The following is a 14,959-nucleotide window of genomic DNA, read 5'->3' as shown; positions in this document are numbered from 1 at the left end:
GTTTCGCTAATCCTCCAGGAATGCTGAAACTGGCCGCGCCCTTTATTGTGGGCTGTAACCCCCGAGTGGGTTTGAATTTAATAGAATATAGGTAAATCGGCTTAAAAATGGAAGTGGGTCACAAAGTGGTTGTGACGGGGCAGGGGGTTGCCCCGGTATCACCCACCCCTTGCAGATAACCAACGTCATCCCGGGCTGGCCCCGGGACCTCCCTCCGTTGGCAGGGCACTTGGAAAGGCTACGATGGTCTGATGGAGGCTCCGGGGCGAGCCCGGAGTGACGAATTTCGCACCCGCCTCGCAGGCAGCCAACGTCATCCCGGGGTTATTCGCTGCGCTCACCCCTTCGGGGCCAGACTTCGTCTGTTCTGCGCTGCGCTTGTGCCCCGGGACCTCCTTCCGTTGGCAGAGCATCGGGAAAGGCTACGATGGTTTGAAGGAGACTCCGGGGCAGGCCCGGAGTGACGAAGGCTTGGCGGGGAATCATGATCAACAATTAACGGTTCTGTTCCAGCCTGCGCACCAGCTCATCAGTAAACTCACTGGTGCTGGCGCGGCCGCCCAGGTCCGGGGTGACGATCTCGCCTTCGCCCACCACCTGGCGCACGGTGCGGCGCAGCTGTTTGGCCTTGTCGTGCATCTCAATGTAGTCGAGCATCAGCGCCCCGGCCAGCATGATGGCAGTGGGGTTGGCGATGCCCTGGCCGGCAATATCCGGGGCGCTGCCGTGGACGGCTTCGAACAGGCCACCATGCTCGCCGATGTTGGCGCCGGGGGCCACGCCCAGGCCGCCGATCAGGCCGGCGCAAAGATCGGAAAGGATGTCGCCGAACAGGTTGGTGGTGACGATCACATCGAAGCGATGCGGGTTCATGGCCAGCTGCATGGCGCAGGCGTCCACGATCATTTCCTCGTGTTCCAGCTGGGGGTAGTCCTCGCGCACCTTGCGGGCCACGTCGAGAAACAGGCCCGAGGTGGACTTCATGATATTGGCCTTGTGCACCACGGTGACCTTCTTGCGGCCCTGCTTCACCGCGGTTTCGTAGGCAAAGCGCAGCAGGCGCTCGGATTCCGTGCGGGTGATGCGGCTGCGCAGCTCGGCGGTTTCGCCATCCTCGCTGACGGTCTGGCCCAGGCCGGAATAGATGCCTTCGATATTTTCCCGCACGGTCATGATGTCCACGTTGTCATAGCGGGACTTCACCCCGGGAATGGACAGGGCCGGGCGCACGTTGGCGAACAGGTCGAAGGTCTTGCGCAGGGTCACGTTCACGGACGTGAAGCCGCCGCCTACCGGCGTGGTGATCGGGCCTTTCAGGGCCAGGCGGTTGCGGCGGAGCACTGCCAGGGTTTCTTCCGGTACCAGATCCAGCCCTTTGTCCAGGGCGGTCTGCCCGGCAATGGCATATTCGAATTCAAGGCCGCAATCCAGGGCTTTCAATACCCGCACCGTGGCATCCACGATATCCGGTCCGATTCCGTCGCCGGGAATCACGGTTACGGTATTCTTGTTCATGCTGCCTCCTGATTGCGAAAGTTGCCAGCATCACATTGTGCCCGCTGAAGATGTCAAAATGAATGCCGACCATGGTCGCAAGGGCGCTGTAAGCCTGAGCCCCCCTAGAAATGGGGCCCCGGGCCTTTCTCCGAGAGGGAGTCAAAGGGATTGCGTAGCCGGCAGGCCTTGATGGACAGGCAGCCACAGCCGATACATTCGTTGAGCTGGTCGCGCAGTACGGTCAGGTCATTGATGCGCTCGTTCAGGTGAATGCGCCATTTGGCGGACATGCGCTTCCAGTCGCGGGCGGTGGGGCTGCGGCCATCGGGCAACTCGGCCAGGGCCTCGGCAATCTCCGCCAGCGGGATGCCGATACGCTGGGCCACCTTGATGACGGCCACCCGGCGTAACACATCGCGATGATAGCGGCGCTGATTGCCGGCACTGCGTGAGCTTTGTATCAGGCCTTTTTTTTCATAAAAATGCAGGGCGGAAACGGCCACGCCGCTACGTTCAGCCACCTCGCCAACGGTGAGGGCCTTGTGAATATCGTCTGCACAGGACAGGGTCATGATGGAAGCCTTTGCTGATGAACGTTGACCTTAACCAAGGTTAAGGTCTTATGCTGCCAAACCGTTATCATCCTTGCCAGCGGGTGGGCGTTATTTCGGGCATAATATGGCGGCTCAGGGGAGACTCTGAGTCAGCAGGTCCAACAAAGGAGAAAGTGGTGAGTGCTGTTATTTCCGTGAAAGACCTGAACAAGATCTATCAGGGTGGTTTCCAGGCCCTGAAGCACATCAATCTGGATATTCATGCCGGGGAGATCTTCGCCCTGCTGGGGCCCAACGGGGCCGGCAAGACCACTCTGATCAGCATTATTTGCGGTATCGTCAACCCGTCCAGTGGTACCGTGCTGGCGGACGGTTACGATATCGTCCGCGATTATCGCGAAGCCCGCAGCGCCATTGGTCTGGTGCCCCAGGAATTGTCCACCGACGCCTTCGAGACGGTCTGGGATACGGTGAGTTTCAGCCGGGGCCTGTTTGGTAAACCCCGTAACGATGCCCATATCGAGAAGGTCCTGAAGGTGCTGTCCCTGTGGGACAAGCGGGACAACAAGATCATGATGCTGTCCGGTGGCATGAAGCGGCGGGTAATGATCGCCAAGGCACTGTCCCACGAACCCAAGATCCTGTTTCTGGATGAGCCTACTGCCGGGGTGGATGTGGAATTGCGCCGGGAAATGTGGGAGATGGTTCGCCAGCTTCGCGAACAGGGCGTGACGATTATCCTGACTACCCATTACATCGAGGAAGCCGAGGAGATGGCAGACCGGGTGGGTATTATTCGTCAGGGAGAAATTATCCTGGTGGATGACAAGGCCCGTCTGATGCAGAAGCTGGGTCGCAAGCAACTCACCGTACATTTGGCCGAACCCCTGGAAAGTCTGCCAGCCGGTCTGGGCAGCGATGCGCTGGCCTTGTCGGACGACGGCTATGGGCTGATTTATACCTATGATGCCAACCAGGAAAGCACCGGCATTGCCGAGCTGCTGCGGGCATTGAATGCTGCGGGCATCGAGTTCAAGGATCTGCATTCCCGACAGAGTTCCCTGGAAGATATCTTTGTGGACCTGGTCCACAACGGCCAGCCCGCCACGGAAAACGCCACCCCAGCCGGAGAGGCCCGATGAAACTGAATATCTATTCCATTCGCGCCATCTACAAGTTCGAAATGGCGCGCACCTGGCGCACCCTGATGCAGAGCGTGGCCTCCCCGGTGATCTCCACCTCCCTGTACTTTGTGGTGTTCGGCTCCGCCATTGGTTCGCGCATGGTGGAAATTGGCGGCGTCAGTTACGGGGCGTTTATTATTCCCGGCCTGATCATGCTTACCCTGATGACACAGAGCATTTCCAATGCCTCGTTCGGTATCTACATGCCCACGTTTTCGGGAACGATCTATGAGGTGCTGTCGGCGCCGGTCTCCTATGTGGAGATCGTCATCGGTTATGTGGGAGCAGCCGCGACCAAGTCATCGATACTGGGCGTTTTGATATTGATCACGGCGCGCTTCTTTGTGGACTATGAGGTTCAGCATCCCTTCATGATGTTCGGCTTTCTGCTGCTTACCGCGATTACCTTCAGCCTTTTCGGGTTCATTATCGGGATCTGGGCGGATACCTTCGAGAAATTGCAGATCATTCCCCTGATGATCATTACCCCGCTGACCTTCCTGGGCGGCAGCTTCTATTCCATCGACATGCTGCCACCGTTCTGGCAAACCGTGACCCTGTTCAATCCGGTGGTCTATCTGATCAGTGGTTTCCGTTACAGCTTCTTCGGCAGCGCCGACGTACACATCGGCATCAGCATCGGCATGACCCTGTTCTTCCTGGCCATCTGTATCGCTCTGGTGTGGTGGATTTTCCGGACGGGATATAGGCTTAAGAGTTGACAGTTGATAGTGGACAGTTGACAGCTACGCGAGTGATTTTTCGGTAGCTAAAACGCAAGAGGCCGCGCCCATAGGTTGGGCGCGGCCTCTTGCGTTTCAGTTTAAATCGTTGCCTGTCCGCGACGCTGTCAACTGTCCACTATCAACTGTCCACTGATTCACGCGCTTATCTGCTCTCCCCGCAACTTCAACACATCCGCTTTCGGTGGCGCGCCAAACATGCGGCTGTATTCGCGGCTGAAGTGGGAGGGACTTTCGTAGCCTACCCGGTAGCTGGCGGTGGCCGCTTCCAGGCCCTCGGTGAGCATCAGGCGGCGGGCTTCGTAGAGGCGCAGTTTTTTCTGGAACTGCAGTGGCGACATGCGAGTGACCTGCTTGAAGCTGTGGAACAGGGTGGACTCGCTCATGTTGGCTTCTTCTGCCAGCTCCTTCACTCGCAATGGTTCGGTGTACCGGCCACGCAGGGTGGAGATTACCCGGGAAATCCGGTTGGCCTGGGAGTCCGCAGCCACGAACTTGCGCATGCGCGGGCCCATCTCGCCGATCAGTGCCCGGTAGATGATTTCCCGCCGTGCCAGCGGTGCCAGCACCTGAATATCTTCGGGGGAATCCAGCAGGCTAAGCAGTCGGTACAGGGCGCCCTGCATGCGTTCGTCCATGTAGGACATGCACAGGCCGCAACTGATTTCCGGGCAAGGACTGTCCGGGTCGAAACTGGCTACCTTGTCACCCAGTTCCAGCACCAGGTCCGTTACCTCCTGCGGATCCACGGTGATCTTGGCAGCGAGATAAGGGCGATCCTTGCAGGCATCGACGATCTGTCCCTGCACCGGCAAATGCACGGAACTGGCCAGGTAGCTCATGGGGCCATAGACAATTTCCCGGTCGCCGAGCTGAATGGTCTTGGTGCCCTGCAGAATAAAAATCAGTGAGGGTTCATAGACGGTGGAACCGCAGGCCGTCAGCCCATCAGAGCGATACAAGTCCACACCTTCGATAGCGGTTTGGCGCATGCCGCTGCCATCGGCCCAGCGACCGACGATATCAGCCAGTTGCTGCTGGGGTCCGGCGCTGAGATTGCGGGGTAACTCCGGGGTTGTCACGGTCATGGCCTGTCCTCCTGTTGCTGGCAGTATACGCAGAGCGCTGCCAGCCCGTGTGCCCATTGAGTCACTTTCTGCAGGATCAGGCAATCACTGCGCAGAAACCGGCAATACGTCATGACTACCCTGGTGGATACGGCAAGCCGGGATACGGCGCCCGGCTTGTCCAAAAGCCTGGCAGGTCAATACGGTGTGCTTGAGGTAATGGCCTTTGCGTAGGGTCATTTGAGAATGCAGCCTGGTCGCTCACCTCATCCTTCGTTGTTGTCACTTGCCTGAAATTACAATGCAAGGCGGCCTTCATATTGCCGGATCGCCCTTGCCGGGTTTATCACTTTTTGCCTTGCTAACAGAATCGGGCAATCTTCACGCAGTAACCCGCTACCGCCGAACTGGCGCCTCTCCGTATCGTGTTTTCCCTGACTGGCCGATCTGTTGGTGATCGTTTGCTGTTCCGTCTGGCTTACGGCCAGAGACGGCGCCTATGAGGAAGATAGCAAAAGGCCGAATCGAATCTGTATTGACCTCAACTTAGCTTGAGGAAATAGAGTGGCTGATCTGTTGGGGGTGATTGGCTTCACCAGAGAATCAGTCATCCCGGTTTTTTTTGTGCGCTGTCGATTGTTGTCGTGGGTATTCGATAACTCGGCAGAGCTGGGTGGTGATAACAGGAGTTGCGGAGATGGAAAGTTTGAGTGGCGAAAGCGCCAGTGGTGCCGGTGTCTATTGGGCACTATTGGTGGCATTGATGGCGGCCGTGTTTCTTGCCGGTTGCGATGCCCGTAGTGAAGCCGGACAACAGATGCCGGCGCCGGAGGTGGATGTGGCCCGGGTGATTGCCGAGCCGGTGACGCTTTGGGAATCCTTTACCGGCCGGGTAGTGGCGCCGCAAACCGTGGAGCTGCGGCCCCGGGTCAGTGGCTATATCGACCAGGTGGCGTTCGAGGAAGGGGAGCTGGTGAAGGCCGGTGATCTGTTGTTCCAGATCGATCCGCGTCCTTACCGGGCACGTTTGCAGGCGGCTCGCGCAGAGCTGGAGCAGGCCAGAAGCCAGCTGGAACTGGCAAAGAGCGAAGCGGGCAGGGCGAAAACCCTGCTGGAAAGTCGCGCCATCTCCCGTGAGGAATATGACCAGCGCAGTGCTGCCCTGCTCAGTGCCAAAGCGCTGGTAAATGCCGCTCGTGCGGCGGTGGATACGGCGGAGCTGGATCTGCAATACACCCGCGTTACTGCCCCGGTGGATGGCCGTACCGGCCGTGCCATGGTGACCCGGGGCAATCTGGCCAATGCGGACCAGACCCTGCTGACCACGCTGGTATCGGTGAATCCCATGCATGTCTATTTCGAGGCCGATGAGCAATCCGCGTTCGACAGCCTGCAGGTGCCTGGCGCGGGGAAGTCCGCCACGGTGCGGATCGGCCTGTCCGGGGAAGCCGGGTATCCGCACCGTGGCACGCTGGATTTTATCGACAACCGTCTCAACAGCGGCACCGGCACCCTGCAGTACCGGGCGGTGCTGGACAACCCGGATGGCATTTTTAAGCCGGGGCAGTTCGCGCGGGTGGAAATGCCGGTGGCCAAACTGGACCGCGCCCTGCTGGTCAGCCGCAAGGCGGTGATGACTGATCAGGACCGTCGTTTTGTCTACGTGGTGGACGACAACAACCAGGTGGTGCGTCGTCAGGTGACACCGGGCCGGTCGGTGGAGGATCTGCTGGTGATTCATCAGGGGCTGGAGAGCGGCGACCGGGTGATCGTCAACGGTATCCAGAAAGTGTTTGGCGATGGCATGCCGGTGCAGCCCAACCAGGTGGCCATGCGTTCTGCCAATGACGAGCAGCCTGCCATCGCGGTAGCGCAACCGTAATCCATCAACGCCGGGTAATCGCCCGGCAAGGGAACGACAAAGCGCGGCTGTGCGTCGGCACGGCTGACAGGAGTCTTTTGCCATGAATTTCTCGCGTTTTTTCGTCGACAGGCCGATCTTTGCCGCGGTGTTGTCGATCATCATTTTTGCGGTGGGCCTGATCTCGCTGCCCAGCCTGCCGGTGAGTGAATACCCGGAAGTGGTGCCGCCGTCGGTGGTGGTACGTACGGTGTACCCCGGCGCCAACCCCAAGGTGATTGCCGAAACCGTGGCCACGCCGCTGGAGGAATCCATCAACGGCGTTGAGGGGATGATGTACCTCAAGTCCGTGGCCGGGTCCGATGGTGTGCTGCAGATGACGGTGACGTTCCGCCCGGATATCGATGCGGACGATGCCACCGTGCGGGTACAGAACCGGGTGAGCCAGGCGCTGGCACGGTTGCCCGAGGATGTGCGGCGGCAAGGGGTCACCACCCAGAAGCAGTCGCCCACCTTCCTGATGGTGGTGCACCTGACTTCCCCGGACGGCCGCTACGACACGCTTTACCTGCGCAACTATGCCCGCCTGCATGTCCGTGATGCGCTGGCGCGGATTCGCGGTGTGGGCGATGCCCAGGTTTTCGGTGGGGGTGACTATGCCATGCGTGCCTGGCTGGACCCGGACAAGATTGCCGCCCGCAGTCTGACCGCGGCGGATGTGGTGGGCGCCATGCGCGAACAGAACGTGCAGGTGTCCGCCGGCCAGCTGGGCGCCGAGCCCATGCCGAGCAGCGATTTTCTGACTCTGATCAATGCCCAGGGTCGTCTGCGCACGGTGGAAGAGTTCGGTGACATCATCATCAAGACGGGCACCAATGGCGAGATCGTTCGTCTTTCCGATGTGGCCCGTCTGGAGTTGGGCGCCGGGGATTACACCCTGCGTGCGCAACTGGACAGCAAGGATGCGGTGGCCATCGGTATTTTCCAGGCCCCTGGCGCCAATGCGCTGGAAATTCGCGATCAGGTGGTCAGCACCATGGACGAAATCGCCACCCGTTTCCCGGCCGGGGTGGATTACGAAACCGTCTATGACACCACCATCTTTGTCAGTGATTCCATCAAGTCAGTCATCAAGACCCTGCTGGAGGCGGTACTGCTTGTCGTGCTCGTGGTGACCCTGTTCCTGCAGACCTGGCGGGCGTCCATCATTCCCTTGCTGGCGGTGCCCATTTCCATCGTCGGGACATTCGCGGCGCTCTATCTGCTCGGCTATTCCATCAACACCCTGACCCTGTTCGGGCTGGTGTTGGCCATCGGTATTGTGGTGGACGATGCCATCGTGGTGGTGGAAAACGTGGAGCGGAATATCGAAGAAGGGCTGACGCCCCTGGCCGCTGCCCACCAGGCCATGAAGGAAGTGTCCGGCCCCATTGTGGCTATCGGCCTGGTGTTGTGTGCGGTGTTTGTGCCCATGGCATTTCTGGATGGGGTTACCGGGCAGTTCTACCGGCAGTTTGCAGTGACCATCGCCATTTCCACGGTGATTTCCACGATCAATTCGTTGACCCTGTCGCCGGCGCTGGCAGCCATGCTGCTCAAGCCTCATAGCGCGCCGAAGGATCGCCTGACCAAAATCATCGATGCCTTGTTTGGCTGGTTGTTCCGGCCGTTCAATCGCTTCTTCAACGCCAGTTCGGAGCGCTATCAGAGTGGTGTGGCCCGTTCCCTGCGCCACCGCGGCATGGTGTTCGTGATCTATGCGCTGTTGCTGGCGGGCACCGGGTTGATGTTCAAGGTGGTGCCGCCGGGCTTTATTCCCACCCAGGACAAGATGTATCTGATCGCCGGGGTAAAACTGCCGGAAGGGGCGTCTCTGGAGCGCACGGACCAGTTGCTGCAGCGGGTGGTGGATATCGGCATGGAGACCGAAGGCGTATCCCACGCGGTGGCCTTCCCCGGGCTCAACGCCCTGCAGTTCACCAACACATCCAATACTGGCCTGGTGTTCTTCCCGCTGGAGCCCTTTGATCAGCGCAGCCGGACTGCCGCGCAGATCAATGAAGAAATCAACGGGCGCATCGCCGGCCTCAAGGAAGGTTTTGCCTTCTCCTTTATGCCGCCGCCGATTCTCGGACTGGGTAATGGCAATGGTTACCAGATGTTCATCGAGGATCGCGGCAACCTGGGCTATGGCGAGCTGCAGAACGCGGTGAATGCATTCCAGAATGCGATCGCCCAGACACCGGGCATGGGTTTCCCGATCACCAGCTACCAGGCCAATGTGCCGCAGCTGAATGCGGAAGTGGATCGTGAACGGGCCAAGGCCCAGGGCGTGCCGCTCACCGGGTTGTTCGATACCCTGCAGACCTATCTGGGCTCCACCTACGTGAACGACTTCAACCGTTTCGGACGCACCTGGCAGGTGATCGCCCAGGCGGATGCGCCGTTCCGTGACAGCGTGGCTGACATCGCCAACCTGAAGACCCGCAACATCCATGGCGAGATGGTGCCCATCGGCTCCATGGTCACCATCAGCGAGGATTTCGGTCCGGACCCGGTGTTGCGCTACAACGGTTATCCGGCAGCGGACCTGGCCGGTGAGGCGGACCCCACCATGCTGTCCTCCGCCCAGGCCATGGACGTGCTGAGCAACATCGCCGAGGACGTGTTGCCCGCCGGCATGACGTTCGAATGGACCGACCTGAGCTATCAGCAGGCCACCCAGGGCAATGCCGCGTTGCTGGTGTTCCCGCTGTCGATCCTGCTGGTGTTCCTGGTGTTGGCTGCTCTCTACGAAAGCTGGACCCTGCCGCTGGCGGTCATCCTGATCGTGCCCATGTGCATGCTCTCGGCACTGCTCGGTGTGTGGTATTTCCAGGGTGACAACAACATCTTCGTGCAGGTGGGCCTGGTGGTGTTGATCGCGCTGGCCTGCAAGAACGCCATCCTGATCGTGGAATTTGCCCGCGAGCTGGAGCTGCAGGGCAGGGGCGTGGTGGACGCGGCGCTGGAAGCCTGCCGCCTGCGGCTGCGGCCCATCATCATGACGTCCATCACCTTTACCGCTGCCGTGGTACCGCTGGTGCTGGGTAGTGGTGCCGGATCGGAAGTGCGTCAGGCACTGGGTGTGGCGCTGTTCTTCGGCATGCTCGGGGTGACCCTGTTCGGCTTGTTCCTGACGCCGGTGTTTTATGTGGCACTGCGCAAGCTGGCCGGCGGCAAGCCGCCGGTGAGCCAGCATGCATCCACCATGGATGGCGATCCCCATGGTCGCCTTGAAGGAGAGAGCCATGCGTAAGTTTTCTGTCGCCGCGGTCACTCTGTTGCTGAGTGCCTGTGCCGTGGGCCCGGACTATCAGGCGCCGCCCACCCCGGAGCCGGAGGCGTTCCATGCAGCCGAACTGACGGCGGCATCCCGGCAGCCGACCGAGCAGCAGTTCTGGGCAGGCTTCGAGGACCCGTTGCTGGGGCAACTGATCGACCAGACCCTGGCCGCCAACCACAGCCTGCAAGCCGGCCTGGCCCGCTATGATCGGGCCGCCGCCTTGCTGTATGGCGCCAAGCGCGAGCAATGGCCCAGCATTACCGCCAGTGCCAGCGGCGCCGAGCAGCACCTGGCGGACGTGGAGCGCACCCCGCCCGGTGCCGGCCCGGAACGGGTGGAGCTGTACCAGGCTGGCCTCGCCGCCAACTGGGAGTTGGACCTGTTCGGTCGATTGCGCCGGGCCACCCAGTCGCAACAGGCGGAGCTGCAAGCCGCTGGTGCTGACCTGGGCGCGTTGCAGGTGGCGCTGGTGGGGCAACTGGCCAGCAGCTACTTCGAGCTGCGCGGGCTGCAACAGCAGTTGCAGGTGGCCGAGCAGAACGTGGCGCTGCAGGAGGAAACGCTGGATATCGTGTCTGCCCGGGTGGATGCCGGTCGCGGCACCGAGTTCGACCGGGTTCGCGCCCGCTCCCAGCTTCAGCGCACCCGGGCAGCGTTGCCCACCCTGCGCGCCGGTATCCGTGCAGCCATGCATCGCATCGCCGTGCTCACCGGCCAGCCGCCGGCGGCGTTGATTGCCACACTGGAGAGAGATACGGGTTTGCCGGGAACGCTGCCGGTGATCCCGGTGGACAGCCCCGGCGATGTACTGCGCCGTCGCCCGGATATTGCGGCGGCGGAACGGCGCCTGGCCGCGGCCACCGCCCGCATCGGGGTGGCCACGGCGGACCTGTTCCCGCGCTTTACCCTCAGTGGTTTGCTGGGTTCGGTGGCGGCGGACAGCAGCGATTTGTTCAGCGGCCCGGCGGAAACCCGGCGGGTGGCGCTGGGCATTGACTGGACCTTCCTGGATCACGGCAAGGTCAAGGCGCGTATCGATGCCGCCGATGCGGACAGCCGCGCCGCCCTGGCGGAGTATCAGCAGGCGGTGCTGTCGGCCCTGGAAGACACCGAGACCCGCCTGGTCCGTTACCAGCGCGCCCGCCAACGGGCCGGGCATCTGGAGCAGGCAGCAGAGAATGCCGAGCAGGCCGCCGAGCTGGCCCGCACCCGCTATGAGCGTGGTTTTATCGGCTACTTTGAGGTGCTTGCCGCGGAGCAGGAACTGACCGCCACCCGGGATGCCCGGGTACGCAGTCAGACCGATGTGGTGCTGGCCATGGTGGCCGTGTACCGCGCCCTGGCCGGTGCCCCGACCCAACAGCAGGATCAATGATGCGCCGGGGTGGAGGATTATCCGGGGGTATCCACCCCATCAGGTTTCCATTCTGAGAGAATCTCTCTGAGGGAGTTGCCCCGGCCCCATGGTTGATACCTCATATAGGGGATGTGCCCGTTGCAGCCAGCGCCTAAGCTGATTCACGGATCTCACACAATGAGAACACCAAGGAGAGGGACATCATGAACATTCAGAGTCTGGTTTTGCTGCTATCCCTGGCAATGGCATCCGTCGCCGGAGCGAACGGTGCCTTGGCGATCGATAGCAATCAGGGAGATCAATACGGCTTCAGCTATGACTACGGCACCCTGTCGGAAGCGCAGAGTCGTGCCTTGAGTGAATGCGGTTATGGTTGCCGGGTGGTACAGACCTTTTCGTCCGGCTGTGCGGCCTACGCCGCGGACCAGGCGCGGGGCAGCACGGCCTATGGTTGGGGTACCGCGTCCAATGGTGGGCAGGCGCAGAATACCGCCTTGCAGTATTGCCGTAGCCGGGGAGGTCAGCAATGTATGGTCCGCGCCTGGGGATGTAATTCCCGCTAGCGGTTCCAGGACACAAAAAAGCGGGCCAGCGGCCCGCTTTTTTTTATGGTTCCCGGGAAGTAGAGACCTGCCGGTATCAGTCGATCACGGTGAAGGTCATGCCGGCTTTTTCCTGCAGGCGTTTCAGCAGTGAATCACCGAGCAGGGACGATGTGGTCCAGAACCCCCCGGGCGCATCGGCGGGCACATCCTGGGCCAGACAGGCGGCGGCTTGCCCCAGCAGCTTGGCGGTGGAGCCGTAGCCCGGGTCCGCATCGCCGGTGACTTTGACGCGGATGCTGTCGTTGTTGTCGGTCACCCCGAAGAAACGGATATCGTAGAACCCCGCTTTCTGGGCTTCCGGGCTGGGGCCTTCGCCGGGTTGCGGCACCACGAATTTGTTGAGCAGCCAGCGGGTGGGTTTGATGGCGGCGGCAGCAAAGAACAGGCCGGTGCCAGTGCCGATCCCTAGGGCTTTCATGCGCCCGCCCATGCCCGGGCCGGCCAGCATGGCTTCGTTATAGGTGAAGTTGTCCCCGTAGGCGTTGCCGTTAAGCGCGTTGGAGCGATGCACGATGCGGCTGTTGATGGCATCCATTACGAACGGTGCTGCCCAGGCGCCGAAGTCGTCATCCTTGCGCGGCATGCTGATGCTGTCCTGACGGGCACTGAAGCCATGATTGGGCGGGCAAAGCAGGTAGGGGTTGGCCAGCTTCTTGCGCAGAGCCGGGTCTTTGCCGGCCTCTTCGGCAATGTTCATCATGCTCGCTACGGTGCCGCCGGACACGCCACCCTTGGCCACTTTGACGCGCATTTTCACCCGGGTGGCGGGGGCCTTGAAGCGGGCCCGGGCCTGCTGCTGCAGGAAGTAGGTGCCCATGTCCGAGGGAATGGAATCAAAGCCACAGCAATGCACGATGCGCGCGCCACTCTGTTTGGCCTGGTCTTCATATTTTTCCAGCATGGCGGCGATCCACTGCACTTCGCCGGTCAGGTCGCAGTAATCGGTGCCGCTGCTCACGCAGGCGCGGATCATGGGTTCGCCATACAACGCATAGGGTCCTACGGTGGAGATCACCACCCGGGTCTGGGCGCAGAGAGTATCCAGGCTGGCGGCATCGTTGGCATCGGCGGTGAGCAAGGGCAGCGCGCTGCCGGCCTGGCCCAGTTGGGCTTTCACCTGCTCCAGTTTGTCTTTGGAGCGGCCCGCCGCGGCCCATTTCAGATCCCCATCCACCCCGTAAATGTCAGTGAGGTACTGGCAGAGAATCTGGCCGACAAAACTGGTGGCGCCGAACACCACCACGTCAAACTGTGCATCACTCATGGGAACTCCTTGGCAATGAACGCAAAGCGAAATCGGAACGACTGTCCAATGATGGACCTATCCTAAGGGATTGATAGGGGGAAACATAACCGGGAAACAGCTCAGTGCCTCCTCGGTTTTGCAAAACCGCGAATGATCGCGGCAAAAAAAAGCCCCACCAAGGAGGATGGGGCAAATGCCATACCCGGTTTTACTAAGACGAGGGTTTGATCTGGTACTTGCGAATCAGCGCATCGCGGCGCGCCGGATCAAAGTTGATGTTGGCAGCGTCATACCCGGCGTGTTCCAGCATGCGCCGGTCCATGACCTTGAACCACAGGGGCGGCACATAACTGATCAGGAACATGCCGAAGTAACCGTTGGGCAGTGTCGGCAGATCCTCGAAGTGTCGCAGGCTCTGATAGCGCCGTGCCGGGTGGGCATGGTGATCGGAGTGACGCTGCAAGTGGAAGGACGCCCAGTTGGAAAACATGTGATTGCTGTTCCAGCTGTGGTGGGGCTGGGTGCGCTCGTAGCGACCGGTGTCATCCTTGTGGCGAAGCAGACCATAGTGCTCCACGTAGTTGGCGGAGGTGAGCTGCAGGTAGGACCACAGGGTCACGGCGGCAATGAAGGGCACCATTTTCCAGCCAAACAGGGCGATGATGCTGCCCCAGATGATCAGGCTGAGCAGGCCGGGCTGCAGGATCTCATTGTGCAGTGACCAGACTGTCTTGCCTTCCTTCTGCAGCCGCCCTTTCTCCAGCTGCCAGGCCCGCTTCATGGTGCCGGGAATTTCCCGCAGGGCGAATTTCCAGATGGACTCCCCCAGCCGTGAGGATGCCGGGTCCTCCGGGGTGGCCACATCCCGGTGGTGGCCCTTGTTGTGTTCGATGGGGAAATGGCCATAGCCCAACGGTGCCAGCACCAGCTTTGCCAGCCAGCGCTCGGTGCGGGTTTTCTTGTGGCCCAGTTCGTGACCCAGGTTGATGCCGGCGGCGCCACAGATGGTGCCGGTCAGCAGCACCATGGCGATAATGCCATGCAGCGGCAGTGAGTGGGTGCCAACAAACCACATGCCGAACAGATAGGCACTCAGCAGTATGGGGACCAGTGCATAGGTCATGCGCCGATAGAACGGGTCGGCCTCCAGTTGCGGCACGACCTCTTCCGGCGGGTTGCTTTGATCTTCACCAATCAGCATATCCAGCAGCGGAATGGCCAGGTAATAGAAGGCCAATGGCAGCCACAGCATCCATGGTTCGCCGGTGGCCATCACCATCAACGGACCCAGGAAAACCGTGCCCGGGACAAAGAGGGAAACAATCCACAGATGCCGCTTGCGATCGCGGTATTCGACGCCGGAGGGGCCGATAAAGACGCCAGCTTGGCTCATGCTATGACCTCGTTGGTTGTTAGTGGTATCCGAGTTTCACCATGGTGTGCCTGCCGCGGCCGCTCCGGCACCCCGTCAGGTGGCAATAAATCGTCATAAAGTGACAGACTAAACAGGCAGTTTAGGG

Annotated in this window: 11 protein-coding genes; 6 read left to right on the top strand and 5 right to left on the bottom strand. The window is 60.8% G+C overall.

Annotation, left to right across the window (positions count from 1 at the left end; all coding sequences use genetic code 11):
* Positions 1-495: 495 nt before the first annotated feature.
* Both C4S63_RS13650 and soxR read right to left on the bottom strand, forming a co-directional pair.
* Positions 496-1,515 carry an isocitrate dehydrogenase gene (locus C4S63_RS13650; RefSeq protein WP_103917894.1) on the bottom strand — a complete coding sequence of 340 codons (1,020 nt, stop codon included), beginning with the start codon at positions 1,513-1,515 and terminating at the stop codon, positions 496-498.
* A 104-nt stretch (positions 1,516-1,619) separates the two neighbouring features.
* On the bottom strand, positions 1,620-2,069 hold the full coding sequence (gene soxR, locus C4S63_RS13645) for a redox-sensitive transcriptional activator SoxR (RefSeq protein ID WP_062815437.1): 450 nt from the start codon (positions 2,067-2,069) through the stop codon (positions 1,620-1,622).
* A 158-nt stretch (positions 2,070-2,227) separates the two neighbouring features.
* Between soxR and C4S63_RS13640 the strand changes: the two genes are divergently transcribed.
* Both C4S63_RS13640 and C4S63_RS13635 read left to right on the top strand, forming a co-directional pair.
* Positions 2,228-3,193, top strand: coding sequence for an ABC transporter ATP-binding protein (locus C4S63_RS13640; protein ID WP_062815438.1), 966 nt, complete (start codon positions 2,228-2,230; stop codon positions 3,191-3,193).
* 2 nt (positions 3,194-3,195) lie between these two features.
* Complete coding sequence (locus C4S63_RS13635; RefSeq protein ID WP_062815508.1) at positions 3,196-3,957, top strand: ABC transporter permease; 762 nt, start codon at positions 3,196-3,198, stop codon at positions 3,955-3,957.
* A 158-nt stretch (positions 3,958-4,115) separates the two neighbouring features.
* On the opposite strand, the gene C4S63_RS13630 is transcribed toward C4S63_RS13635, so the two are convergent.
* On the bottom strand, positions 4,116-5,066 hold the full coding sequence (locus C4S63_RS13630; RefSeq protein WP_062815439.1) for an AraC family transcriptional regulator: 951 nt from the start codon (positions 5,064-5,066) through the stop codon (positions 4,116-4,118).
* Positions 5,067-5,742: 676 nt separating this feature from the next.
* Between C4S63_RS13630 and C4S63_RS13625 the strand changes: the two genes are divergently transcribed.
* The 4 genes from C4S63_RS13625 to C4S63_RS13610 all read left to right on the top strand — a co-directional run bounded on the left by C4S63_RS13625 (position 5,743) and on the right by C4S63_RS13610 (position 12,151).
* Positions 5,743-6,927 carry an efflux RND transporter periplasmic adaptor subunit gene (locus tag C4S63_RS13625; protein ID WP_103917892.1) on the top strand — a complete coding sequence of 395 codons (1,185 nt, stop codon included), beginning with the start codon at positions 5,743-5,745 and terminating at the stop codon, positions 6,925-6,927.
* A gap of 82 nt (positions 6,928-7,009) precedes the next feature.
* Positions 7,010-10,204: an efflux RND transporter permease subunit gene (locus tag C4S63_RS13620; protein WP_103917891.1), complete on the top strand. Its 3,195-nt coding sequence runs from the start codon at positions 7,010-7,012 to the stop codon at positions 10,202-10,204.
* Positions 10,197-11,606, top strand: coding sequence for an efflux transporter outer membrane subunit (locus C4S63_RS13615; protein WP_103917890.1), 1,410 nt, complete (start codon positions 10,197-10,199; stop codon positions 11,604-11,606). Before C4S63_RS13620 ends, C4S63_RS13615 begins: the two co-directional genes overlap by 8 nt.
* Positions 11,607-11,791: 185 nt before the next feature.
* On the top strand, positions 11,792-12,151 hold the full coding sequence (locus C4S63_RS13610) for a DUF4189 domain-containing protein (RefSeq protein ID WP_062815443.1): 360 nt from the start codon (positions 11,792-11,794) through the stop codon (positions 12,149-12,151).
* Positions 12,152-12,227: 76 nt separating this feature from the next.
* On the opposite strand, the gene C4S63_RS13605 is transcribed toward C4S63_RS13610, so the two are convergent.
* Positions 12,228-13,457 (bottom strand): trans-acting enoyl reductase family protein, encoded by a 1,230-nt coding sequence (locus C4S63_RS13605; RefSeq protein ID WP_103917889.1) that lies wholly within the window; start codon positions 13,455-13,457, stop codon positions 12,228-12,230.
* A 193-nt stretch (positions 13,458-13,650) separates the two neighbouring features.
* Positions 13,651-14,832, bottom strand: a complete 1,182-nt coding sequence (locus C4S63_RS13600) for an alkane 1-monooxygenase (RefSeq protein WP_103917888.1) — start codon at positions 14,830-14,832, stop codon at positions 13,651-13,653.
* Positions 14,833-14,959 lie beyond the last annotated feature (127 nt).

Source organism: Alcanivorax sp. DSM 26293 (genome assembly GCF_900107995.1).
Lineage (GTDB): Bacteria > Pseudomonadota > Gammaproteobacteria > Pseudomonadales > Alcanivoracaceae > Alcanivorax.
Note: the sequence above shows the minus strand (reverse complement) of the source record. Positions and strands in the feature narration are given on the sequence as shown.

Excerpts from the sequence above, each read along its gene's own strand:
- C4S63_RS13630 (WP_062815439.1), bottom strand. The coding sequence starts at position 5,066 with ATGACCGTGACAACCCCGGAGTTACCCCGCAATCTCAGCGCCGGACCC.
- C4S63_RS13615 (WP_103917890.1), top strand. The coding sequence starts at position 10,197 with ATGCGTAAGTTTTCTGTCGCCGCGGTCACTCTGTTGCTGAGTGCCTGT.
- C4S63_RS13625 (WP_103917892.1), top strand. The coding sequence starts at position 5,743 with ATGGAAAGTTTGAGTGGCGAAAGCGCCAGTGGTGCCGGTGTCTATTGG.
- C4S63_RS13600 (WP_103917888.1), bottom strand. The coding sequence starts at position 14,832 with ATGAGCCAAGCTGGCGTCTTTATCGGCCCCTCCGGCGTCGAATACCGC.
- C4S63_RS13620 (WP_103917891.1), top strand. The coding sequence starts at position 7,010 with ATGAATTTCTCGCGTTTTTTCGTCGACAGGCCGATCTTTGCCGCGGTG.
- C4S63_RS13610 (WP_062815443.1), top strand. The coding sequence starts at position 11,792 with ATGAACATTCAGAGTCTGGTTTTGCTGCTATCCCTGGCAATGGCATCC.
- soxR (WP_062815437.1), bottom strand. The coding sequence starts at position 2,069 with ATGACCCTGTCCTGTGCAGACGATATTCACAAGGCCCTCACCGTTGGC.
- C4S63_RS13605 (WP_103917889.1), bottom strand. The coding sequence starts at position 13,457 with ATGAGTGATGCACAGTTTGACGTGGTGGTGTTCGGCGCCACCAGTTTT.
- C4S63_RS13650 (WP_103917894.1), bottom strand. The coding sequence starts at position 1,515 with ATGAACAAGAATACCGTAACCGTGATTCCCGGCGACGGAATCGGACCG.